Origin of the sequence: Pseudomonas aphyarum (assembly GCF_028657055.1) — a bacterium.
Lineage (GTDB): Bacteria > Pseudomonadota > Gammaproteobacteria > Pseudomonadales > Pseudomonadaceae > Aquipseudomonas > Aquipseudomonas aphyarum.
The window spans coordinates 79584-101549 of sequence record NZ_JAMDGS010000003.1; the positions used below are offsets into that span (position 1 = coordinate 79584).

21 protein-coding genes are annotated in these 21966 nt (G+C 60.1%); 12 read left to right on the forward strand and 9 right to left on the reverse strand.

Features of this window, described 5'->3' with window-relative positions:
- Positions 1–5: 5 nt before the first annotated feature.
- Complete coding sequence (locus M5G18_RS05490) at positions 6–761, reverse strand: type 1 glutamine amidotransferase domain-containing protein (protein ID WP_273897208.1); 756 nt, start codon at positions 759–761, stop codon at positions 6–8.
- Between the two features lie 142 nt (positions 762–903).
- Between M5G18_RS05490 and M5G18_RS05495 the strand changes: the two genes are divergently transcribed.
- Entirely contained in the window at positions 904–1491 is a 588-nt protein-coding gene (locus M5G18_RS05495; protein WP_273897209.1) for a LysE family translocator, read from the forward strand.
- A gap of 56 nt (positions 1492–1547) precedes the next feature.
- Here M5G18_RS05495 and M5G18_RS05500 read toward each other — a convergent pair whose 3' ends face one another.
- A complete protein-coding gene (locus tag M5G18_RS05500) occupies positions 1548–5204 on the reverse strand; it encodes a hypothetical protein (protein WP_273897210.1) in 3657 nt (1218 codons plus the stop codon).
- Positions 5205–5888: 684 nt separating this feature from the next.
- On the opposite strand from M5G18_RS05500, the gene M5G18_RS05505 reads away from it, so the two are divergent.
- Positions 5889–6260, forward strand: coding sequence for a DUF6124 family protein (locus tag M5G18_RS05505; RefSeq protein ID WP_273897211.1), 372 nt, complete (start codon positions 5889–5891; stop codon positions 6258–6260).
- Between the two features lie 116 nt (positions 6261–6376).
- On the opposite strand, the gene M5G18_RS05510 is transcribed toward M5G18_RS05505, so the two are convergent.
- Positions 6377–7210 (reverse strand): helix-turn-helix transcriptional regulator, encoded by an 834-nt coding sequence (locus M5G18_RS05510; RefSeq protein WP_273897264.1) that lies wholly within the window; start codon positions 7208–7210, stop codon positions 6377–6379.
- A gap of 35 nt (positions 7211–7245) precedes the next feature.
- Entirely contained in the window at positions 7246–7749 is a 504-nt protein-coding gene (locus tag M5G18_RS05515; protein ID WP_127797682.1) for a VOC family protein, read from the reverse strand.
- 263 nt (positions 7750–8012) lie between these two features.
- Between M5G18_RS05515 and M5G18_RS05520 the strand changes: the two genes are divergently transcribed.
- Positions 8013–8261 (forward strand): transmembrane sensor/regulator PpyR, encoded by a 249-nt coding sequence (locus M5G18_RS05520; protein WP_273897212.1) that lies wholly within the window; start codon positions 8013–8015, stop codon positions 8259–8261.
- A gap of 2 nt (positions 8262–8263) precedes the next feature.
- Entirely contained in the window at positions 8264–9418 is a 1155-nt protein-coding gene (locus M5G18_RS05525) for an NnrS family protein (protein WP_273897213.1), read from the forward strand.
- A gap of 5 nt (positions 9419–9423) precedes the next feature.
- Here M5G18_RS05525 and M5G18_RS05530 read toward each other — a convergent pair whose 3' ends face one another.
- Positions 9424–10095: a class I SAM-dependent methyltransferase gene (locus tag M5G18_RS05530; protein WP_273897214.1), complete on the reverse strand. Its 672-nt coding sequence runs from the start codon at positions 10093–10095 to the stop codon at positions 9424–9426.
- A gap of 38 nt (positions 10096–10133) precedes the next feature.
- Positions 10134–11282, reverse strand: a complete 1149-nt coding sequence (locus M5G18_RS05535; RefSeq protein WP_273897215.1) for a GGDEF domain-containing protein — start codon at positions 11280–11282, stop codon at positions 10134–10136.
- 109 nt (positions 11283–11391) lie between these two features.
- Here M5G18_RS05535 and M5G18_RS05540 point away from each other — a divergent pair, with 109 nt between their 5' ends.
- Complete coding sequence (locus M5G18_RS05540) at positions 11392–11784, forward strand: GFA family protein (RefSeq protein WP_273897216.1); 393 nt, start codon at positions 11392–11394, stop codon at positions 11782–11784.
- 35 nt (positions 11785–11819) lie between these two features.
- Here M5G18_RS05540 and M5G18_RS05545 read toward each other — a convergent pair whose 3' ends face one another.
- The gene (locus tag M5G18_RS05545) at positions 11820–12650 is read right to left on the reverse strand and encodes an alpha/beta fold hydrolase (protein WP_085608972.1); all 831 of its coding nucleotides are present in this window, start codon (positions 12648–12650) and stop codon (positions 11820–11822) included.
- Positions 12651–12877: 227 nt separating this feature from the next.
- Between M5G18_RS05545 and M5G18_RS05550 the strand changes: the two genes are divergently transcribed.
- The 5 genes from M5G18_RS05550 (at position 12878) to M5G18_RS05570 (ending at position 18148) form a co-directional block, all read left to right on the forward strand.
- Positions 12878–13777: an acetoacetate decarboxylase family protein gene (locus tag M5G18_RS05550; RefSeq protein ID WP_273897217.1), complete on the forward strand. Its 900-nt coding sequence runs from the start codon at positions 12878–12880 to the stop codon at positions 13775–13777.
- Positions 13778–13905: 128 nt separating this feature from the next.
- Positions 13906–14361, forward strand: coding sequence for a (2Fe-2S)-binding protein (locus tag M5G18_RS05555; RefSeq protein ID WP_007956954.1), 456 nt, complete (start codon positions 13906–13908; stop codon positions 14359–14361).
- Positions 14362–14378: 17 nt separating this feature from the next.
- Positions 14379–16541: a xanthine dehydrogenase family protein molybdopterin-binding subunit gene (locus M5G18_RS05560; RefSeq protein ID WP_273897218.1), complete on the forward strand. Its 2163-nt coding sequence runs from the start codon at positions 14379–14381 to the stop codon at positions 16539–16541.
- Position 16542: 1 nt separating this feature from the next.
- Positions 16543–17121, forward strand: coding sequence for a hypothetical protein (locus tag M5G18_RS05565; RefSeq protein ID WP_085608968.1), 579 nt, complete (start codon positions 16543–16545; stop codon positions 17119–17121).
- Positions 17122–17182: 61 nt separating this feature from the next.
- The gene (locus tag M5G18_RS05570; protein ID WP_273897219.1) at positions 17183–18148 is read left to right on the forward strand and encodes a sensor domain-containing diguanylate cyclase; all 966 of its coding nucleotides are present in this window, start codon (positions 17183–17185) and stop codon (positions 18146–18148) included.
- A 98-nt stretch (positions 18149–18246) separates the two neighbouring features.
- Here M5G18_RS05570 and M5G18_RS05575 read toward each other — a convergent pair whose 3' ends face one another.
- Positions 18247–18672 carry a VOC family protein gene (locus tag M5G18_RS05575; RefSeq protein ID WP_273897220.1) on the reverse strand — a complete coding sequence of 142 codons (426 nt, stop codon included), beginning with the start codon at positions 18670–18672 and terminating at the stop codon, positions 18247–18249.
- A gap of 113 nt (positions 18673–18785) precedes the next feature.
- Here M5G18_RS05575 and M5G18_RS05580 point away from each other — a divergent pair, with 113 nt between their 5' ends.
- Both M5G18_RS05580 and M5G18_RS05585 read left to right on the forward strand, forming a co-directional pair.
- Entirely contained in the window at positions 18786–19646 is an 861-nt protein-coding gene (locus tag M5G18_RS05580; protein WP_273897221.1) for a LysR family transcriptional regulator, read from the forward strand.
- A 193-nt stretch (positions 19647–19839) separates the two neighbouring features.
- A complete protein-coding gene (locus M5G18_RS05585) occupies positions 19840–21090 on the forward strand; it encodes an NHL repeat-containing protein (protein WP_273897222.1) in 1251 nt (416 codons plus the stop codon).
- A 66-nt stretch (positions 21091–21156) separates the two neighbouring features.
- Here the strand turns inward: M5G18_RS05585 and fabI are convergent, their stop codons facing one another.
- Positions 21157–21951, reverse strand: coding sequence for an enoyl-ACP reductase FabI (gene fabI, locus M5G18_RS05590; RefSeq protein ID WP_007956947.1), 795 nt, complete (start codon positions 21949–21951; stop codon positions 21157–21159).
- Positions 21952–21966 lie beyond the last annotated feature (15 nt).

The window sequence follows — 21966 nt, forward strand, 5'->3', positions numbered from 1 at the left end:
GCCGATCAGCGCTGGGGGGCCTGCAACATGGCCACCCATTCGGCGGCGAATCGATGGCAATCGCCGGGCCAGCGCGCTGTCAGCAGTTGGCCGTCGCGCACCACAAATCCTGATTGCAGTTTCTGCGCACAATCGCGTTTGGCGATCAGCGGCCCGCGTATGAAGTCGGCTTTGCTGGCCAGCACGGTCTTCACTTCCGCTTCGACGGTCTGCTTGTAGGTGCGGTAGTAGCGCCCCAGCCAGGCAGCTGTCATCAGCCACGCTGGCATCTCCATGGTTGCCGCCAGCAGTGCCGTGACCTTGCGCCCGAACAACACCGAACGCCCGGTATCGGGGTCGAGCGTGCGCGCCAGCAACAACACGCCATGACACACCGCCGCCACGGGTTTTTCGGCCTTGAAGAATTGCAGGGCGATTTGCTGAGCCTGCGTCGATTCCAACAGCGTGCGCATCCCCTTGGCATGCCCGCCGGGAATCAGCAGACCGTCAAATTGGGTCGTGTCGACATCGGCATACGCCAGCGGCTGCCTGAACGCCTCGGACTCGATCATCTGCGTGTAACTGTCCAGATCGGCCTTGCGCGTCATCAGCATCGAACTCAACAGGCCGAAGCCGATATCCACCAGCCGTGGATCGGCGTGGGCGGGCAAGCCTTGCGGTGTGGCAAAACGTACTTCGATACCCGCCTTGCGCATTGCCTGCCAGGGCACGCTGCTTTCGGTGGGGTCGTAATCGGCAGAGGGCAGCAGAATCAAGATCATCGAGGGCAGACTTCCTGGTCAAAAGTGGTCGCATAGCCAGAGCGTAGTGGGTCTGCGCGAGCGGGGGTAATTTCCTTCAATACCGCGTGCTGTGTGCTGGCTACTGTGAGTGCCTTGTTCCTCGATTTGAAGCAGGTGTGCGATGAGTCTGATTGTGTCGATGGCGGCGTTTGCCCTGGCCGCGTCCATTACCCCGGGGCCGGTGAATATCGTGGCGTTGAGCTCGGGGGCGCAGTTCGGCTTTCGTGCCAGTCAACGGCATGTGGCGGGGGCGACGCTGGGGTTTGTGTTGTTGCTGGTGTTGATGGGGCTGGGACTGCATGAAGTGCTTACGCTGTGGCCGTCGCTGACCCGCGTGGTGCAACTGGCCGGGGTGGCGTTTCTGCTGTTCATGGCCTGGAAACTGGCTACCGATGACGGCCAGTTGAATGCGGGAGAATCGGGCAGGGCGCCGTCGATGCTCTACGGCGCGGTGATGCAGTGGCTCAATCCCAAGGCGTGGCTGGCCTGCGTCGCGGGGATGGGCGCGTTTGTCGCCGATGGCGAGGCGCGGCTGGTGTGGCAGTTTGCGGCGGTGTATCTGGTGATCTGTTATCTGTCGGTCGGGTGCTGGGTGTATGCCGGGACGTTTTTGCGTGGCTATCTCGGGAATCCGGCGGGGATGCGTTTGTTCAACCGGGTAATGGCGTTGCTGTTGGCGGTGAGTGCGGGGTATTTGCTGTTTCCGTGATCCGTACTCCGGAAAGCGGAGTACGGACCTGTTGCAGTCAGGTCAATCGGGCATCATCAGAAAATGCCGTTGAGCTCCCTGAATACGTGGGGTGGCATGGCCGTGAACTGCTTGTTACGCAACTGGCTGATCGAGTACAGCGCACTGGCGGTGCGGCCATTGCCATCACCAAAACCCTGGAAACCGACCACCGCCCCCAGCACCTGCTTGTCAAAGTGCGGGTGGCTTGGGTCCAGGTGCTTTAAATGCTGCTCCAGTAACGCGAACCCGGTCGGGCTGCTGCCGTACTTGGTCGGGGCGCCGGCGTCGCGCACTTTGTCGACGGCTTCCGGTACCAGTTTGCGATGGATATCCCGGATCACGTTCGGATCGGTCAGGGAGGCCTTGTTCGCGGTGTAATCGCGCAATACGCCGAGAACATTGTCGAAGTCGTTGCCGTTGGAGGTCGAGCCTTTCAACATCCAGGCGGTTGCTCGTTGTGAAGGATCGGTATAGCCAAGAGGATTGAAGAGCGCTTCTGGCATCACGTCGCTGTACGGCGGTTTGCCCAGATCCAGTTTCAGAATGTCTTGCTGATAGCCCGTCATGTATCGGGCCTTTTTGCTTTCAAGCTCGTACAGGACTGCCAGCGTTTCGGTGTAACCCTGCGCCGTGCTGCGCGTATTGTTGAGCTGCACGGGGTGGCCCTTGATGAACGCCTCTGTCAACTCTTCCAAAGCCTTGCGACCGATCAGCGACTCCAGATCGCCTGCCTGTTTCGACTGATACGCGGTTTCCTTCACGGCGTTGTTCGCAAGATGGCGCAATTCAGTTTCGGTAGCACCTTTGGGCAATTTGAAGTTCGTGTCGCTCAAGCGCGTGACAATGTGTTGAGCGGTTTCGATGGCATCGCTTTTCAGCAGTGCCCGCGCATGGGAAACCGTGTCCAGAGACATTCGCGCCTGTGCCGCCGAGCCGGTGTGATCAATGACTTTGAGCAGGTCGTAACTGTTTGCGCCGGTCAAGAACCTGAGTTGCTGCCTGGCATGATGTGCCAGCGAGAGGGCATGGCCGCTCAGCCTGGCGACGCCTCGGCCGAGCAGTTTGCCACCGGCCTTGAGCAGTTGCGGCAAACCCGACAACGGGTTGAACAGGCTGAGGGCCGTGCTTGCCAGAATCCTCGAGGCCGACAGCAGTTTGCCGGCGATGGTCGCGGCTTTGCTGGCAGCGGCAGCGATGGCAACGGGTGCGGCGAAAAGGGTTATCGCCAATACCGCGGCATCGACAATGCAGTCGAAAATGGCACCACCCTGCTTTTTCGGATCACCGGAGTTCAGTCCTTCCACGCAACCCTTGAAGGGAATGATCAGGTTGAGAATCATGTTGAAGATGGCGTCGGTCTTTTCAATCGCTTTTTCTCGTGCGGTTTGCTGCAGACCCAGCTGGTGAATCTCTTGCTCGGTGGTGTACGGATTTTTCCTGGCGACCATCCAACCCAGTGTCTCCATGCGAGAGGATCGATAAAGGGGGATTTGATTATCCCGGTCGCTGTGGTCGGCGGGTGCTTCAAGGACACCGATCCTGCGGACCTGGATTCTGGACTGGACGCCGGTTTTGGGCGGCACGTTTTGCAGGTAGGCCTGTAGATCAATGGGGACCTTCTCAAGTTGTTTCTGGTCGGCGAAACGAGTGTCGAGCTGGTAGAAGTTTCCGGATACCAGCGGCTCGAAGAACGCTTCGAGATCCGGGTTGTAGCGACACTCCATCCTGAGTGGAAGCAGCTCAAAGCACTTGACGGCGTAACCGTGCTTCACACAGAGAATGACACCGTAACGACCGGTCTCTCCCGGAAGGTACGTAGCTGGACTGATGCCGCCGCGGCCGTTGGTCCGCGCGGGTCTGTAGTTCATTTTCTGAACGCAATAGACCCCGATCGCACCGTATTCGAGGGACGCTGCATCTTCCGGGAGTACCTGTGAAATGGCGATCTGGATATTGCGCGCCAGCCCCCCGAGTACAGCGTCGAAATGACGGGTGGTCGCCGACTCGTAAAGCTCGGCAACGGGATAGAGATAGGGCAGCTCCGGGAAGGATTTGTAGATACTGGTGCCCCTGATGCGATCCCAGTCCTGGGTGTGCAGTTCGTCACCCATGTAGAGATCCAGCACCGACACTTTGCGACCGGCGCCACCGCCCGAGCCGCGATGTTTGACCAACAGCTCATCGGGGTCGCAATCGCGTTCCTGGGTCTTCAGCTCTTTCAATGCGAGCTGTCTGCGATCGGGAAACGGCCTGGAAAAGTGTTCGGCGGCTTCCAGCGTCAAGCCAATGTAATGATCGTATTCGCGTATGGCGCGCTCGATCTCTTGCGCGCCGAGTTCACCTTGCGCATCTCGCGTGATGAAGCCGTTCATCCAGGCCCAGGTCACCACCGGATCCACTGAGCCCTCAGCCTGCAGTGCTGCCAGTGGCGCGAGCGCTTTTGTCGACTGGCTGAACCCCATCAAATGTTGATAAGTCATTTTGCGGCTGGCGCCAGGCGCCAACGCTTCGACCAGATGCACGGCCTGCGTGGCGATCACCCAGGCCGGCGTCCCCATCAACAGGCTGGACGGCCAATCGCTAAAGAGATATTCCGGTGCCATCCCCGCCAGAACCATCTGCGATACCAGAGGGGCGAGCGAGGGCTCGACGTTCAGGTTCTTGATCAGATGCGCTTCCAGGTCTGCCCGAACCCGGGAAGGATATTGTTTGAAGTAACGTCTGGAATACAGATCGAAACCGGCGAAGTGGGTATTGGCGATATCGAGCGCCGGGTCGAGGTCAAGCAAGATCACGGCAACCGCCAGTTGCTCCATGAGCTCCGTCGATTGTTTTGTTTCTGCTTGTTCATTAAGCCAGCCCAATCTGGACAGGTAATGTTGCCCGTGCCGGGACGCAGCACTTTCGATCAATTGCTGCAGGCGATAGTCCGTGCTGGTTATAGCGCCGTCACCCGATGTGCTTTCAATCAGCAAACGTCTGCCGAGGACATTGACGATGGCTTCAAAATCACGGGTGTAGCTTTGTATCAGATCAAGAATGATAGACCGGTTATTTCCCTCAAGTTTGAATGGCGACTCGTCGGACGCGTCCAGAAGTTGCCAATAGTTTCCGTACTTCGGCGGCGCGGGCAATGTCGAGAAGTTCAACAGATCAAGCAGGTTGCGGGTGTCCTGTTCGTTGTCCGGCACTTGCAGCCCGTGGAAACGCAGCCACTGGCCGACCGTAACTTCGTCTCCTGTAATGATCCAGCCGCCACTGGAGGCGGCGACCTTGGCCAATATCGGAAGGTTGTCGGCGAAGTCAGCCAGACCTGCTATATCAGCGGTGATCTCTCGCAGAGAAACAAACGGGGTAGCGGGCCGGCCTCCGCTGGAGACCATGTTTCGATAGCTGGAATAGAGTCGAGCATTCTCATCCAGCAGAAAAACAGCGTTGTCCGGAATCTTGCGGCGAGCGCGTATAAAGCGAAAGTCGTCGTGGCGCAGAAGTATGGCAAGCGAGATTTTGCCGCTGCGATGAATTCGGTCAAATGTGCTGTCCTCCACGCACGGAACCAGAATTTCATCCCATTTCCAGCCAAGGCGTTCAATGGCGTATTCATCGCTGATAAAGTTTGTAATGGTCTGGCTTACTGCCTTTTTCTGAAGTGTGGTTGTGGAATCGTAAACATAGTTGTCCATTGGCTTCATGATTCGGAATCCATTCTCTAATGGCGAAATAAATGAGGTGTGGTGGTTGTTTGTTGATTGTCGTGTTTGTGCGGTAGACAGGTTTTTAGAGTAAGGATCCAGGTCGAAAAGTTCACGTGGATTAATGTTCGAAGTGTTTCTTTGGTTTGGCGTGAATGAGAGGGGAGGCTGTTTTTAAAGGCCTGAAACTTTGTTGGCGATAAATATATATATCTTTCCGGGTATGTAGACTTATGAAAGTGAACGGGTAAACACAGTTGATCGCTCTGAATACAGATTTGAAATGGCACGAAAAAGTGTGAGGGAGTAATCAGCTGTGGCGAAGCGGCGGGGTGGCTGGGGCGGTTTAAAGGTGTTTAAGGATACTTCCGGCAAGCCACAACACCTTGCGCCATTGCCTACGCATCAGCCAGAATCCGCCGGCTTGTGCGCCTTGGGGGCGGGTTCTATTGTGGGTCGGTCGCTGACGAATCAGCGATCGGGTTTCGCAGCCCGGATCAATCAAGGCGCCCAGAGCGTCGTTTCCGTTCAGCATTTTTTGCTGGTCGCGTAATGGCGGTTGTGCGCGGGATACCTTCGGGTATGCCGGGTTCCTTGATTCCCGGTCTGCGAACCCGCGTACAGCTGTCACCTCCCTTCGTTTCGCAGCGAACCGTGGCAGCTCCATCAATCAGGGAGTTCACCATGATCAAACCAACGCCAAACCCACCCGAAACCGACACCACCTCGCCCTACGAAACCCTCGATTCCAAGAAATTCCACGAAGCCGCCGAACGCGCCCTCGACCACTACCTCAATCCGTTGCTACCCAGAAAGCCGCTGTTCAAACCCAACACCCGCTACCTCATTGCCCCCGGCATTGCCAGCGAAGAACTGCTGGCCGACGCCTGCGAAACCCTGACCTCAGCCAAAGTCATGGCCACCGACTTCGCCGGGCTGGTGGATGGTTCGCACCGGCATGTGCTGCTGGGGATTGCGCAACTGATCATGCTGGGGGAGCTGGCGGTGAATCGGGCGCTGGATAATCTGGAACTGAAGGCCGAGGCGCCTCTGTAACCTGATCGTTACCACGCTCTGCGTGGGAATGCAGCCCGGGGCGCTCCGCGTCCCTTCCAGAGCTGGAACGCGGAGCGTGGGAACGATCCAAAATCCAACGCGGGCCGTTTTTGTTGTTAACCCCGATACTGCCCCGGCGTAGCCGCCAGATGCTGTTTGAACGCCCGCTGAAAATGCGCCTGATCGGCAAACCCCGCCTCCAGCGCGACATCCGCAATCAACTGCCCGCGCCGTAAACACTCGCGGGCAAACTGAATGCGCTGATTGATCAAGAACGCATGAGGCGTCATGCCGTAATGCTGTTTGAACGCGCGGATGAGGTAGGACGGTGACAGTTCGGCCGCCGCGCAGATGTCGTCCAGGCTGAGTAGGTCGGTGCAGTGCCGGCGGATGAAGTCGGCGGCGCGTTCGAGTTTGAAGTTTGGCTCGCGTAAACGTGACTCGATGGGATTCAGGCGCAGTTGCAGGTCACTGAAAAACTCCACGGCGGCGCTCTGTTTGCGCAGCACGTCTTGCTGTTCGTCGACCAACACGCCGTATAACGCATTCAAGTCGCGAAACAGGCGAGCATCATTCAAATGCGTATCGGCAAACCGCCGAAACTCAAGCTCCGCACTGAACTCCAGTTGATGCTGCAGATCCGTCAGCCACGGCGTTTCCACATACAACATCAAATACGACCACGGCTGATCATCGATCGGGTTGCATGCATGCACGTCCCCCGGGTTCATCAGCACCACCGTGCCGGCCGCCACTTCGTACGAGGATTGCTCATGCACGTAAGTGCTGCGCCCGGCGGTGATCGCGCCGATGGAGAAGTGCGCGTGGGAATGCCGTGAATAGCAGACCTCACGCCCGTCGGCGATGGCGCGCGCTTCGATGAAGGGCAGGGCGTCGTCGCGCCAGAAGCGCGGGGCATGTTCGGGGTTCTTGGCGGCAGCGTGTTTCATCATGGGAGTTCTCGGCAGGCCAGTGCCCGAGTGTATTAGCTCTGGCCGGCGAAGGCTCGTTCCAGTTCGGCGATGTCGAGTTTTTTCATTCCGAACATGGCCTGCATCGCCCGTTGGACCTTGGTCTGGTCGGGGTCGGTCATCATGTGCATGAAGGCCACCGGCACGATCTGCCACGACACGCCGAACTTGTCCTTGAGCCAGCCGCATTGCTGCGCCTCTACCGGCCCGCCGGCGCTGAGGTTGCCCCAGAAATGGTCGACCTCTTCCTGGTTCTGGCAATTGACCTGAAACGAGATTGCCTCATTGAATTTGAAAATCGGTCCGCCATTGAGGCCGGTGAAGGTGTGGCCGTCGAGTTCGAAACTGACGGTCATCACCGAGCCTTCCGGGCGGCCGTGGAATTCCTGGCCGACCTTGCTGTAGTGGGTGAGGGCGGTGATTTTCGAGTGGTCGAAGATCGAGCAGTAGAACTTTGCCGCCGCTTCGGCCTGATCGTCGAACCACAGGCACGGCGTCAGCTTTTGAAAGCGTTGCATGGCAGTCATCCTCGGCAGGTTAGACACGCTGGATTAATAGCGTAGTCAGTCTGTGGTCAGCTGGCAGTGCCATGGATCGAGTGGTTAGGTGTTTTGAGGATGGAATGTAGTCGTATTGACCTTTGCTGGTGTCAAAAGGACTCTTTCGTGTTTGTGTCAAATTGACTCGTATTTTCACAACCCGTTGATTTTGCTGGGCTGGAAATCTGGCACGCAAGTTGAACAGCCTTATGTACAAACTGATCCGCTCAGGAGTACGAAACATGTTCACTTTCTTCGAGAATCCGCTGAATGTTCTGCACCTGTCGAGCAAAGTGCTCGTCGCTGGTCTCGTGATGTTGCTGGCCGGGATCTACGGCGCTTATCTGTATCAGGGCCACATGCCGATTGCGCTGTTGGTAGCGATGCATGCGATGACCATCATCGGCCCGACCCTGCTGAAAATCGGCTACGTGATGCGGCTCCTGTCCCAATATCGGCTGGGCCAGCATCACGCCGCCGTGGTGGCTTGAACATGCGCAGACTCGCCGATGCACCGCTGTTCAGCCTGGGCTTTCGGCCGCTGTTTCTGGCCGGGGCCGGATTCGCTGCGCTGGCGATCCTGATCTGGGGTCTGTGGCTTAGCGGCCATTGGTTCGATCTGCAACCGGCGGGCGGCATGTTTGCCTGGCATCGACATGAAATGCCGTTCGGTTTCGCGGCGGCGATCGTTGCCGGGTTCCTGCTGACGGCGGTGCCCAACTGGACAGGCATTCCCGGCGTGCGCGGCGGGGCGTTGATCGCGTTGGTGTCGGTCTGGCTGCTCGGGCGTTTGGCCTGGTGGCTGCCGTTGCCGACCGGGCTGATTCTGGCGCTGCAATGGGGTTTTCTGCCGCTGCTGGCGGTGATGCTGGGACGAGATCTGGTTGCCGCCCACAAACGTGACAACTACCCGATTGTGTTGGTGCTTGGGTTGATGGCGGGTTGTCAGGCGCTGACTTTGGTCGGCCTGTACAACGACGACGCCGGCCTGCAACGCCAGGGTGTGCTGGGCGCGTTGTGGCTGGTGGCGGCGCTGATGACCGTGATCGGCGGGCGAGTGATTCCGTTCTTTATCCAGCGCGGCTTGAACCGTCCGCCAGCGCCGGCCGCCAATCCACTGCCAACCCGCTTGCTGTTGATCGGCAGCCTGCTGACCGCCGTCACCTTCGCGGCGGGCCTCAATGATTCGCCACGGTGGTGGCTGGCGGGCCTGTTCGTGCTGACCGGCAGTTTGCAGTTGATGCGGCTGATCCGCTGGCATGATCGCGGGATGTGGCGCGTGCCGCTGCTGTGGTCGCTGTACCTGGCTTACGGCTGGATGGCGTTGGCAATCTGGGCCATGGTGCTGTGGCATCTGAGCTTGATCGGTCAGCAGAGCCTGGCGACCCATGCACTGGCGGTGGGCGGGGTGGGCGGGTTGATTCTGGCGATGATTGCGCGGGTCAGTCTCGGTCACACCGGCCGGTTGTTACAGCCCTCGAAAGGCATGGTGCTGGGCTTTGCGCTGGTGCTGATTGCGGCGGGTTGCCGGGTGTTGCTGGTGCCGTTTTCCAGTCTGGGGCTGGGGTTGTCGGTGATGCTCTGGTGCGCGGGGTTCGCGCTGTTTTTGCGGCATTACACCGGGATTCTGCTTCAGCCGAGGCTCTAAGGTTTTTACCCGCGACGCTCGGCAATCATGAACAACGACTGCGGCACCGGGCTTTGCGGATGTTGCGGTTCGCGCAGGCCAGTCAGCTGCAGGCCGGCCATGTCCAGCGCATTCAGCCAACTGGACAGGGTGCGGAAATACCATGGCATCGGCGACCACTCGCCCTGGAACCCATCGAAGGTTTCTTCCCGCCAGCCATCCTGATAATCACCGGCGGCCACCGACCACGGATGCAGCGTCTGGATCACCAGCGCACCGCCCGGCACGAGCAGGGCATTCATCGCCGCGAGCAGCGGAATGATGTCCTGATGCAACAGGGAAAAATTGGCGCAGATCAGGTCGTAATCACGGCCGATGTCGACCTTCGCCTCAACCAGATCTTCGTAGCTGGCGACATGCACGGGCGCTGAACCGGTCACCCGCGCGGCCTCGACCAGCGTCGCATCGCCGTCCACGCCGACCGCCTCGAATCCTCGCTCGGCCAGCGCCCGCAACAGCCAGCCTTCGCCGCATCCCAGATCGAGCACGCGCTCCGGCTGACGCCCCATCACCGCCAGCAGAATGGCCTGATCGGTGACCTGCCGGCGACTCTCGATGGCGCCGCTGCGCACGGCTTCGGTCCAGGCTCGTGCGTTGTGGTGCCAGCTCTGGAGGAGGGTGGATTCAGGCGAGGACATTGCGAACTCCGACGTTACGGGATGCAGGCAAGGATAGGTCAGGTGTAGTCGGCCAGCTGAATCCGGTTGCGACCGCCGCGCTTGGATTCGTAGAGCGCGCTGTCACCCTGTTCGATCAACGCCGCGAGGCTGGCCGGCGGCTGATCGAACACCTTGGCGCCGATACTCAGGGTAACCGCCTGCGGGGTGGTGTAGGTCTGGGAAGTCATCTGCTGAAACTGTTCACGCAGCGCACTGCCCAGCACCATGATCTGTGCGTGGGACGCATCGCCCAGCAGCATCACGAATTCGTCACCGCCCAGCCGTGCCGCCAGCGCGCCTTTGGGCAGTACCGCGCGGATCATTTCGCTGAGGGCGATAAGCAAGCGGTCGCCGGCGGTGTGGCCGTAGAGGTCGTTGATCAGTTTGAAGTTGTCGATGTCGATCAGCAGCAGCGCGCCGGGGCGGGCGCTGGAGACTTCATCAAGCAGGCGCGGTGCGCGGACTTCGAGGGCGCGGCGGTTGTACAGCGCGGTCAGCGGATCCCGGGCGGCCAGTTCGGCAATCTGTTTTTCCCGGCGATAGCGCTCGGTGCCGGTCATCGACAGCGCGATCAGCATGATCGCCATCGCGCCTTCGACCAGGGAAATCTGAATGATCTCGCCGCGCAGCGACGCCAGATCGATCAGCGTGCCCGGAATCACCGCGATGATCGCCTTGGTGAAATAGAACGCGCCGTGGATCAGCAGCACATAACGCAGTTGCACCGCGCCGACGCTCAGCGATTTGCCGTGCGGGCGCAGCAACAGGCTGGCTCGCAGCATCAAAGCGGCCACCAGCAGCGAGTTGGCCATCAGCATAATCTTCGACCACGACGGATTTTCCGGTAACAGCAGCAACGAAAGCCAGAGCAGGAACATCAAGTACCAGGCCCGTGACAACCGCTGCTGGGTAAACCGCGCGACCCCCAGCAGAAACAGCCAGTGCGCGACCACCAGCAGGCCGTTGGCGAACCAGATGCCGATCAGCGGATAACCATTGGCGCGCAACAGGGCCAGGCTCGAGCCGACGGTGATGGTGGCGAAACCGGCGCTCCAGAACAGCAGGGAAGGTTCGCGGATGCTGCGCCATTCGACCGCCAGATACAGGGCGGCCGCCGCGGCCAGGGCGGTGGAAATGGTGAGCATCGTGAGAGGATCGAGCGCCATGAAAGAACGGTTCTGCCTGAATAGTATTAATGGGCCACGATTGTAAGCGTTCCCCCAGTGGGCTGCTATTTTCACTCACCGGATATTCCATTTTCAGACGAGGTGTCCCATGGACCGATTGACCGGCGGTTGTCTGTGCGGCGAAGTGCGGATTGAGGCGTCAGGGCGACCCTACCGGGTCGGCGTTTGTCATTGTCTGGATTGCCGCAAACACCATGGCGCGCTGTTTGCCGCGTCGGCGATCTTTCCCGAGGACTCGGTGACGATCAGCGGCGAGACCCATGACTATGCGGGGAGGCATTTCTGTCCGCGCTGTGGCTCGTCGGTGTTCGGCCGCAGTGGTGATGAAGTCGAGGTCAATCTGGGTGCGCTGGATGCACCGGATCAGTTCCAGCCCACCTATGAGCTGTGGACGGTGCGTCGCGAGTCGTGGCTGCCGGCCTTCCCATTGGCCAGACACTACGTGCGTGATCGCGAGGGTACGGGGCGAGCCGAAGAATAGCCGGGGTCAGGCAGGGTGCCTGACCCCGACTAATATCAGCCGCGAATGAACGCCAGCAGATCCGCGTTGATCGTCGGCGCCTCGGTGGTCGGCATCCCGTGGGGGAAGCCCGGATAGATCTTCAGCGTGCTGTTTTTCAGCAGTTTCGCCGACAGCACACCGGCGTTTTCATACGGCACGATCTGGTCATCGTCGCCGTGCATGACCAGCACCGGGATCGAGATGCTTTTCAGGTCGGCGGTAAAGTCGGTCTGCGAGAACGCAACGATCCCGTCGTAGTGCGCCTTGGCGCCGCCCATCATGCCTTGGCGCCACCAGTTCAGAACCACCGCTTCCGAAGGTTTGGCGCCGGGCCGGTTGTAGCCGTAGAACGGGCCGGCCGGCACGTCGTGATAGAACTGCGAGCGATTGGCCGCCAGTTGCGCCTGAAGATCGTCGAACACCGATTTGGGCAGGCCACCGGGGCTGCTGTCGGTTTTCACCATCAACGGTGGCACGGCGCTGATGATCGCGGCTTTCGACACCCGATCCTCGCCATGGCGGGCGATGTAATGAATCACTTCACCGCCCCCGGTGGAATGGCCGACATGCACGGCTTTCTGCGTCCCCAGATGGTTGACCACCGCCGCCACATCGTCGGCGTAATGATCCATGTCGTGGCCGTCCCAGACCTGGCTCGAACGCCCGTGACCCCGTCGGTCATGGGCCACGACCCGGAAGCCCTGGGCGAGGAAGAACAGCATCTGTGCATCCCAGTCGTCCGCGCTGAGCGGCCAGCCGTGGTGGAAGTGGATCACCGGGGCGTCTTTCGGGCCCCAGTCCTTGTAGAAGATTTCGACGCCGTCTTTCGTTGTGACATATCCCATGTTCGCGACTCCTGGAAAATGCGGAACGTGACCCCGAAGGGAGTGATGACAAGCGTTATCAACTCTAGGATTGAAGTGCACTTCAAGGTCAAGCAAGTTCCGAACGGTCATCGCTGGCGTGAATGGTGGGTCATAGGCGTTGTGCGCTTGACCTTAAAGTTTGGTTGAACCTTAGAGTCTTGCTCACCGGCCATCCGCCGGGTCAATCAGCGAGAAGGTCAGCGAACATGAACAAGCGCTTTACAGAGGTGGAATTCGGAACGCACAAGGTCGAAGTGCTGGAGGGCGGCTACTACGACCGATTCCGGATGAACCCGAACCTCGACGAAGTAGCCCGGGACAAGGCAGCCGGCAACATCGACTTCTTCCGGCGCATTCCCAAGCAGCAGGTCGCGTCGAGAGTCGGGCCGACCTGGGCGCCGAACTTCTATTACCGTTCCGGCAGCGTGCAGTTGCTGTTCCTGGCGCCGCTGGACCGACTGCGCGCCACCTTGCCTGCGCCGCTTGAACCGCTGCGGGCGTTTCCCGGCTACGGCCTGGTGGCGCTGACGTTTTTCTCCTATTCGGTTTGCGACAACGACCCGTACGACGAAGTCTCCGTGGCGATTGTCGTGCGTCGTCCTGGCGCACGTGGCTCCCACGCGCGGGAACTGATGGACGCCATGCGTCGACGCAGTTTCACCGCCCATGTGCTGGCGCTGCCGGTGAACACCGAAATCGCCCGGGTGCGCGGCGTGCACGGCTATCAACTGCCCAAGTGGCGCGCCGACATCAACGTGAACATCGGCACCAGCGTCAGTGCCCGCATCGACGGGCCCAAGGGCTTGCCGGACCTGGTGCTGAAAGCGCCGCTGCCGACCCTGAAAAACGTCACGCCGCAATCGCGCATGAGCACCGCCACCATGATTCATCAGGTCGATGGCCTGTGGCACGAGAGCGTGGTGCAGAGCAACACACTATCCTTTGCCCAACGCCTGTTTCCCCGCGATGTGCAGCTGGATCGCAACGGCGGCCCGCTGAGTCAGTTGCTCGATGGCCTCGGGGCTACGCGGATCCTGCGCCTGGACGTGATCAAGGACGCGCAGATCGTGCTGAACTTGCCGGTGCCGCTCACCAAACAGCCATGACCGGTGGTCGCAGCGGCTGGTCGTCGGGTCAAAATGCGCTTAGCTGAAAGGGATAAGCCGAGGCGCGCACGGCCAGCGAGAGCCGTAGCAGCGCCCTTCAGAACACCGTGAGTCTGAGGAAGTCCCCGATGCTGACCTTGAACATCAATGGCAAGGATCAGGAGCTCGATGTCCCCGCGGACATGCCGTTGCTCTGGGTCCTGCGCGATGTCGCGCACCTGACCGGTACCAAATTCGGTTGCGGCATGGCCCAGTGCGGTGCCTGCACCGTGCACGTCGATGGCGCGCCGCTGCGCTCCTGCATCACCCCGGCCACGGCCGTCGCCCATGGCCAGAAAATCCTCACCATCGAAGGCCTGTCGAGCGATGGCTCGCACCCGGTGCAGCAGGCCTGGGCCGAGCTGGACGTGGTGCAGTGCGGTTACTGCCAGTCCGGGCAGATCATGTCCGCCGCCGCGTTGTTGGCGAAAATCCCCAAACCCACCGACAGCGATATTGATCAGGCGCTCTCCGGCAATATCTGCCGCTGCGGCACGTATCCAAGAATCCGCGCGGCGGTCAAACGCGCCGCCGACATCGGCTGAGCGAGGGGAGGTGAGTGATGAACAGTCCTGTATCCCGTCGCGGATTTCTCAAGGGCAGCGCCGTGCTTGGCGGTGGCCTGGTGGTGGCGTTCGTGGTGCCCGGCGGCAACCGGTTTGCCATGGCAGCCGAGAATGAAGGCAAGGTCTTTGCGCCGAACGCGTTCCTGCGGATCGCGGCGGACAACAGCGTCACCGTGCTGCTCGGCCATTCGGAAATGGGCCAGGGCATCTGGACCGGCCTGACCATGTTGATCGCCGAAGAGCTGGACGCCGACTGGTCGAAAATCCGCGTCGAGCACTCGCCAGCCTCGGCGGCCGATTACGGCATGCCCGGTTTTGGCGGGATGCAGATTACCGGCGGCTCCACTTCAACCTGGATGGAGTTCGACCGCTACCGGCTCGCCGGCGCCACAGCGCGGCAGATGCTGATCGAAGCGGCGGCCAAGCGTTTCAACGTGGCACCGTCGACGATTCGCACCGAATCCGGCGTGGTGATTGCCGGCGACAACCGCGCCACCTATGGCGAACTGGCGGACGCCGCCGGGCAACTGCCGGTGCCGGATCCGAAGTCGATCACCTTCAAGGAAGCCAAGGACTGGAAGGTCATCGGCAAACCCACCAAACGCCTCGACACCCCGGAAAAAATCACCGGCCGCGCCAAGTTCGGCATGGACGTGCAGTTCGACGGGCTGATGACGGCGATGGTCGCGCGCGCCCCGGCGTTTGGCGCCACGGTGAAATCCTTCGAAGGCGCAGAAGCCTTGGCGATCCCCGGCGTGCACAAGGTGGTTCAAGTGCCGACCGGTGTAGCGGTGGTCGCCGAGCATTACTGGGCGGCGAAACTCGGGCGCGATGCGCTGAAGGTCGATTGGGACCTGGGGCCGAACGCTGATCTGAGCAGTGAAAAGCTGTTGGCGAGTTTCCGCAAACTGGCGGCTACGCCGGGCACTTCGGCGGCGCAGGCAGGCGATGCCAAGGGCAACTTCGGCAAGGCAGCGAAGAAAATCGACGTCGAATACAGCGTGCCGTACCTGGCCCATGCGCCGATGGAACCGCTGAACTGCACCGTGAAGATCAGCGCCGACAAGTGCGAGATCTGGACCGGCACCCAGTTCCAGACGCTGGATCAGATGGTCGCCGGCAAGATCACCGGGCTCAAACCGGAGCAGGTCGAGATTCACACCGAATTCCTCGGCGGCGGTTTCGGCCGGCGGGCCAATCCGACCTCGGATTTTGTCGCCGAAGCGGTGCAAGTGGCCAAGGCTGCCGCGATGCCGGTGAAAACCGTGTGGTCGCGCGAAGACGATATTCGCGGCGGTTATTACCGCTCGATGTTCCTGCATCAGGCGAAGATCGGCCTCGGCACCGACGGCATGCCGCTGGCCTGGCAGCATGTGTTGGTCGGGCAGTCGATCATGGCCGGCACCATGCTCGAGAAAACCATGGTCAAGAACGGCGTCGACCAGACGTCGGTCGAAGGCGTTTCAGACAGCCCGTACATCAAGGGCCTGGCCCATCATCAGGTCGATCTGCATTCGCCGACCACCGGGATCAACGTGCTCTGGCTGCGCTCGGTGGGCCATAGCCATACCGCGTTTGTCATGGAGTCGCTGATCGATGAAATGGCCACCGCGGCGGGCAAGGACCCGGTGGAGTACCGACGAACGCTGCTCAAGGATCATGCCCGGCATCTCGGCGTGTTGAACCTGGCGGTGGAGAAGGCCAACTGGAAAGCCCCGCTGCCGGACGGCCATGCGCTGGGCGTGGCGGTGCACGAGTCGTTCGGCAGTTACGTGGCGCAGGTAGCGGAGGTGTCCCAGGACAATCTGGCGATTCGCGTGCATCGGGTGGTCTGCGCGGTGGACTGCGGGATTGCGGTGAACCCGCAGAGTATCGCGGCGCAGATGGAGTCGTGCATCACCTTCGGCCTGGGCATGGCGCTGCACAGCAAACTGACCCTCAAGGATGGCCATGTCGTGCAGTCCAACTATCACGACTATCAGGTGTTGCGGCTCAATGAAATGCCGGTGGTCGAGGTGCACATCGTGCCGAGCACCGACAAACCCGGTGGCATCGGCGAGGCCGGTGTGCCGCCCACGGCGCCGGCGGTGGCCAACGCGGTGTTCGCCCTGACCGGGCAGCGCCTGCGGGAACTGCCGCTGCTCTTGTCGGGGGTGTGAGATGAAACGACATCTGTTGTTGGGCACGGTGATTCTGCTTGGGCTGGGAGGTTACGCGTCGGATCTGTTCGCTGACGATCAGGAAGCCTTGAAAGCTTTCGGCACGGTGCAGAAAGTTTTCCAGAGCCCGCGCTGCCAGAACTGCCACATTCCCGGGGATTCACCGTTACAGTTCGACGCCGGCATTCCTCACGCCATGAGCGTGGTGCGCGGCATGGACGGCAAGGGCGCGGCCGGTTTGCCCTGTGCCACCTGCCACGCCGAAAGCAATCCGCCGGCCAGTTACGGCCCTCACGCGCCACCGGGCGCGCCGCATTGGAGCCTGCCGCCAGCCGCGCACAAAATGGCCTGGATCGGCCTGCCGCCGGACCGTTTGTGCGCGATGATCAAGGACCGCGCCAGCAACGGCGACCGGGATTTCGCCGCACTGATCAAACACGTCAACGAGGACAAACTGGTGCTCTGGGGCTGGAATCCCGGGGCAGGGCGCGCGCCGGTGCCGGTGCCGCACGACATCTTCGTGACCCAGTTCAAACTGTGGGCCGATGCAGGCGGGCCGTGTCCGGTGGCCGGCGGATGAGAAGTTGAGTCATTGCTGATTCGGTCTACGCTCAAGTGCATCGACGACAAAGGAGTGTGTGATGCTGGTACCCGGCAAACCCGCCAATGAAGCTGTGCGCATTCAAGCGCTGCAGGACCTGAAGCTGCTCGACACCGCACCGGAGGAGCGCTTCGACCGGCTGACGCGACTGGCCAAGCGTCTGTTCAACGTGCCGATCGCACTGGTCACGCTGGTGGACAAGGATCGGCAGTGGTTCAAGTCCTGCGTGGGCCTGGACGCGACCGAAACCCCACGGGACGTTTCGTTCTGCGGCCACGCGATTCTCAAGGACGAACTGCTGCTGGTGCGCGATGCCCGCGAGGACGAGCGCTTTCACGATAATCCGCTGGTGATCGGCGAGCCGAACATCCGGTTCTACGCCGGTTATCCGCTGACCGTGCCCAACGGCAACAAGATGGGCACCTTGTGCCTGATCGACACTAAACCCCGCGAACTCGACGACGAAGAGCGCGACCTGCTGCGCGATCTCGCCGGCATGGCCGAGCAGGAACTGATGGCCGTGCAGATGGCGAGCATGGACGAGCTGACGCTGCTGTCCAACCGTCGCGGCTTCAAGATGCTGGCCCAGCACGCGCTCGACGCCTGCGCGCGCTTGGAAAAACCGGCGACGCTGCTGTTTTTCGATCTCAATGACTTCAAGCAGATCAACGACCTTTATGGGCACGCCGAGGGCGACAGCGCGCTGAAGAACTTCGCCGATGTGCTGCGCATCGCCTTTCGCGAAAGCGATGTGGTCGGACGCCTGGGCGGCGATGAGTTCGTGGCGTTGCTGACCGGCTCAAGCCATGTCGAAACCACGGCGATCATGGCACGGCTCAAGGAAATCCTCGAAGAGCGCAATGCCACCTTGCACCGCGGTTACGCGATTCGCTTCAGCGTCGGCCAGATCGAATACAACCCGCAGCGCCATGACACCGTGGACAAGCTGCTGGCGGATGCGGACGGGGCGATGTATGCGCACAAGCAGGCTTTGAAGCGCTGTTAATTTTGGCCTCATCGCCAGCAGGCTGGCTCCCACAATTTGAAATGCATTCCCTGTGGGAGCCAGCCTGCTGGCGATGGCGCCAGTGAAGGCACCACAAGTCACTTGGCAAATAACTGCCCGATATCCTTGAACGCCTTGAACTCCAGCGCATTGCCGCACGGGTCAAACAAGAACATCGTCGCCTGCTCGCCCACCAGTCCCTGAAACCGAATCCCCGGCTCGATCACAAACCGCGTGCCCAGTGATTTCAAACGCTCGGCCAGCGCATGCCATTCCTCCATCCCCAGCACCACACCGAAATGCGGCACCGGCACGTCGTGCCCGTCCACGGCGTTGGTGTGCGCGGCTTCCTGTGAGGCGTTTTTCGGGGCCAGGTGAATCACCAGTTGATGCCCGAAGAAATTGAAGTCGACCCAGTGATCGCTGGAACGACCTTCATCGAGTCCGAACACTTCACGGTAAAAATGCCGGGCAGCGGCGAGGTCGTGCACCGGAATGGCCAAGTGGAAAGGGCTGAGTGACATAGGCGCGGTCTCTATCAACGGTTGGGATGAATTGAGTCTAGCGCTGTGTTTTTCGATTGAAAGACGATAGTTTTTGCGCCGAGCTCAAATTATTTCGATCAGTCGAGGCGCCCATGCTGCGTGAACTGAAAACCTTTCTGGCGGTGGCACGGCATGGCACGTTTGCCGCCGCCGGCCTGCATATCGGCCTGACGCAATCGGCGGTCAGTGCGCAGATCCGCAATCTGGAGCAAGCCTTGGGCGTGCGTCTGTTCGATCGCACCGGGCGACAGGCGATCCTTAATCCGGCAGGGCAGCGCGCAGTGCCGATGGCGCAGGAAATGCTCGCCACCTTCAGTCGCATGGCGGTCAGCGAAGATGTCAGCGAGTTTCGCGGTGAGCTGAAAATCGGCGCCGTGGCGACCGCGCAAACCGGGTTGTTGCCTCAGGCCTTGTTGCGCTTGCGGCAACAGGCGCCAGGCGTGGAGCCGAAACTGGTGCCGGGTGTGTCGCTGAACCTGCTGAGCCAGGTGGATGCCGGGGAAGTCGATCTGGCGATCATGATCAAGCCACCGTTCGAATTGCCCAAGGAGCTGTCGGCGCAGGTTATTCGCCGCGAGCCGTTTGTGCTGATCGTGCCGACAACGGTTGAGGGCGATGATCCGCTGCAACTGCTGGCCGAGCATCCTCACGTGCGTTATGACCGCAACTCGTTTGGTGGACGGCTGGTGACGCAGTTTCTGCGCGAGCAGCGGATTGATGTCCAGGTAGCGCTTGAGCTGGACGAGCTGGAAGCGATCGTGAAGATGGTCGAATGCGGGCTCGGGGTTTCGTTGTTGCCCAGAGTCGGGCTGTGGCTGGAGCATCCGCTGAAGGTGAGGGTGATCGAACTGGGAGAACTGACGTTTTATCGGGAGATGGTGGTTTTGCAGCGTTACAGCCAGCGCAGCTTGCCAATCCATAAGTTGTTCGCCAATTGTCTTGAGTGCGAATGACATTGTGGGAGAGAGATTCGGCCAATCGGCATCAGCGCTCTGATTTTGCAATAACGCAACTGCTATTTCTGTCAGTAGCGGTCAAGCCTGTTTTGATGCAATTGTATTTCCTCAACTGACTCTCCTCCGTTGTCGGGTTTGATGACGGTTCTTGTCCGGGGTGGAGAGATTCGTATTTGTCGAGGGCAAGAGCATGAGTGCGGTTACTCCAAAAGACACAGCGGGATATCTGGACAAGGATTTCGCGGAAGATGGATTGATCAATATTCCTTCGAGCGCGCGTGCAAGCACACGATGCATTACAGTGACTAACAAGTTGCAAATCGTCCACGGAGTGTTTGACCAGGGCTGGTGTGTCTTGCGTCGGGCAATGCCTAACGGCGATGCCGATCCGGAGTTCGGCATGCCGGAGGGGGACGTCAGATGGCGGTTCAACTTGTCAGAAAATACCCGACCCAAGAAAATTCTGGCTAAGGCAGATGGCAAACTTCTGCTTCTCGGTCTGACCGGTAATGAACCGTTCAAGCAACATATCGCTTTCACGCGCTTCAACGATAACGGCACGCCTGATTTGATCCACGGGACAGTCATTATTCCGTATCCGGATGTCCCCGTTCCTCCAGATCATCAGCTGAGTATCCAGGAACCTGACGCCTGTTTGACATCCGATAACCAACTGTTGGTGACTTCCGGATTCGTAATATCAGCTTCTGACGGTTCAGACATCCGTGTCGGTCTTATCTACCGTTTTGACAAGGATGGAAAGCCCGATCCCACGTTCGGGAAGTCTGGTTGTGTCGAAGTTCGGTTCAAGGGTGAAAAGTCGGAGATCCACAGTGTCTCTGAGCTTGCGGATCAGCGAATTATTGTGTTTGGCACGCTGGATCGCCCTTCGGATGGCCTGACCAACCAGCGGGCGGTGCTGGCCTGCTATTCCCCTCAGGGAGTACTCGACGAAACGTTTGGCGACCGAGGTTTTCGGGAGTGGTCGTATGTTGGATCACTGGGGAAAATGTCGATTGCTGGAGACCGGATATTCTTCGCAACGTTGGCCACTGCTAATGATGCTTCCCTGCTTGCGGTGCACCGCGTATTACCGAACGGCGTGGACGATCCTTCATTCAATGAGGGGCAGGTGCTGTTCGTTGATCTTGCTGTGGCTGCAGTGTTTCCTGCAGCGATTGTCGTGCAGCCAGACGGGAAAATCGTCATTGGGTACCACACGTTCGTTTCTCCGAGCCGGCCGCAGCCGCTCGGCTGGCTACGTATCAACCAGGCAGGCGAACTGGATCCGACCTTCGGTGAAGCAGGAAAAGTCTGGTACGACGGCGGATATATGAGTGATGGTCTTTTTCAAGCGAACAGCAATCGAATCCTGTTTGCTGCCGAAATCGAGCCCAACCTTCAGGAATCCTATGCCAAGGTGATAGGTGTGCTTGGCTGAGAGATCGTAAAACGCAGGCATGAAAAAGCCCGCCAATAGGCGGGCTTTTTATCGGCAGCGCGAAGATTACTCTTCGATGTTGCCCATGGCGGTGGTGTTGAAGCCGCCGTCCACGTACATGATTTCACCGCTGATGCCCGACGCCAGGTCGGAGCACAGGAAGGCGCCGGCGTTGCCGACTTCTTCGATGGTGACGTTGCGGCGCAGTGGGGTTTGCGCTTCGTTGGCGGCCAGCATCTTGCGGAAGTTCTTGATGCCCGAAGCTGCCAGGGTGCGGATCGGGCCGGCCGATACGCAGTTGACGCGGGTGCCGTCCGGGCCCAGGGAACCGGCCAGGTAACGTACGCCGGCTTCCAGCGAAGCCTTGGCCATGCCCATCACGTTGTAGTTAGGCATGGTGCGCTCGGCGCCCAGGTACGACAGGGTCAGCAGGCTGCCGTTGCGGCCTTTCATCATTTCGCGACCGGCTTTGGCCAGGGCCACGAAGCTGTAGGCGCTGATGTCGTGAGCGATGCGGAAACCGTCACGGGTGGTGGCTTCGGTGAAGTCGCCATCCAGTTGGTCGCCCGGGGCGAAGCCGACGGAGTGCACGATGCAGTCCAGGCCGTCCCACTTCTTGCTCAGTTCTTCGAAGACCTTGGCGATTTCTTCATCGCTGGCCACGTCGCACGGGAAGCACAGCTCAGGGCTCGAACCCCAGCCCTGTGCGAACTCTTCAACGCGACCTTTCAGTTTGTCGTTCTGATAAGTGAAGGCAAGCTCAGCGCCCTCGCGATGCATGGCGGCAGCGATGCCGGATGCGATGGACAGCTTGCTGGCGACACCGACGATCAGTACGCGCTTACCGGCGAGAAAACCCATGTGTTGCTCCTCTTT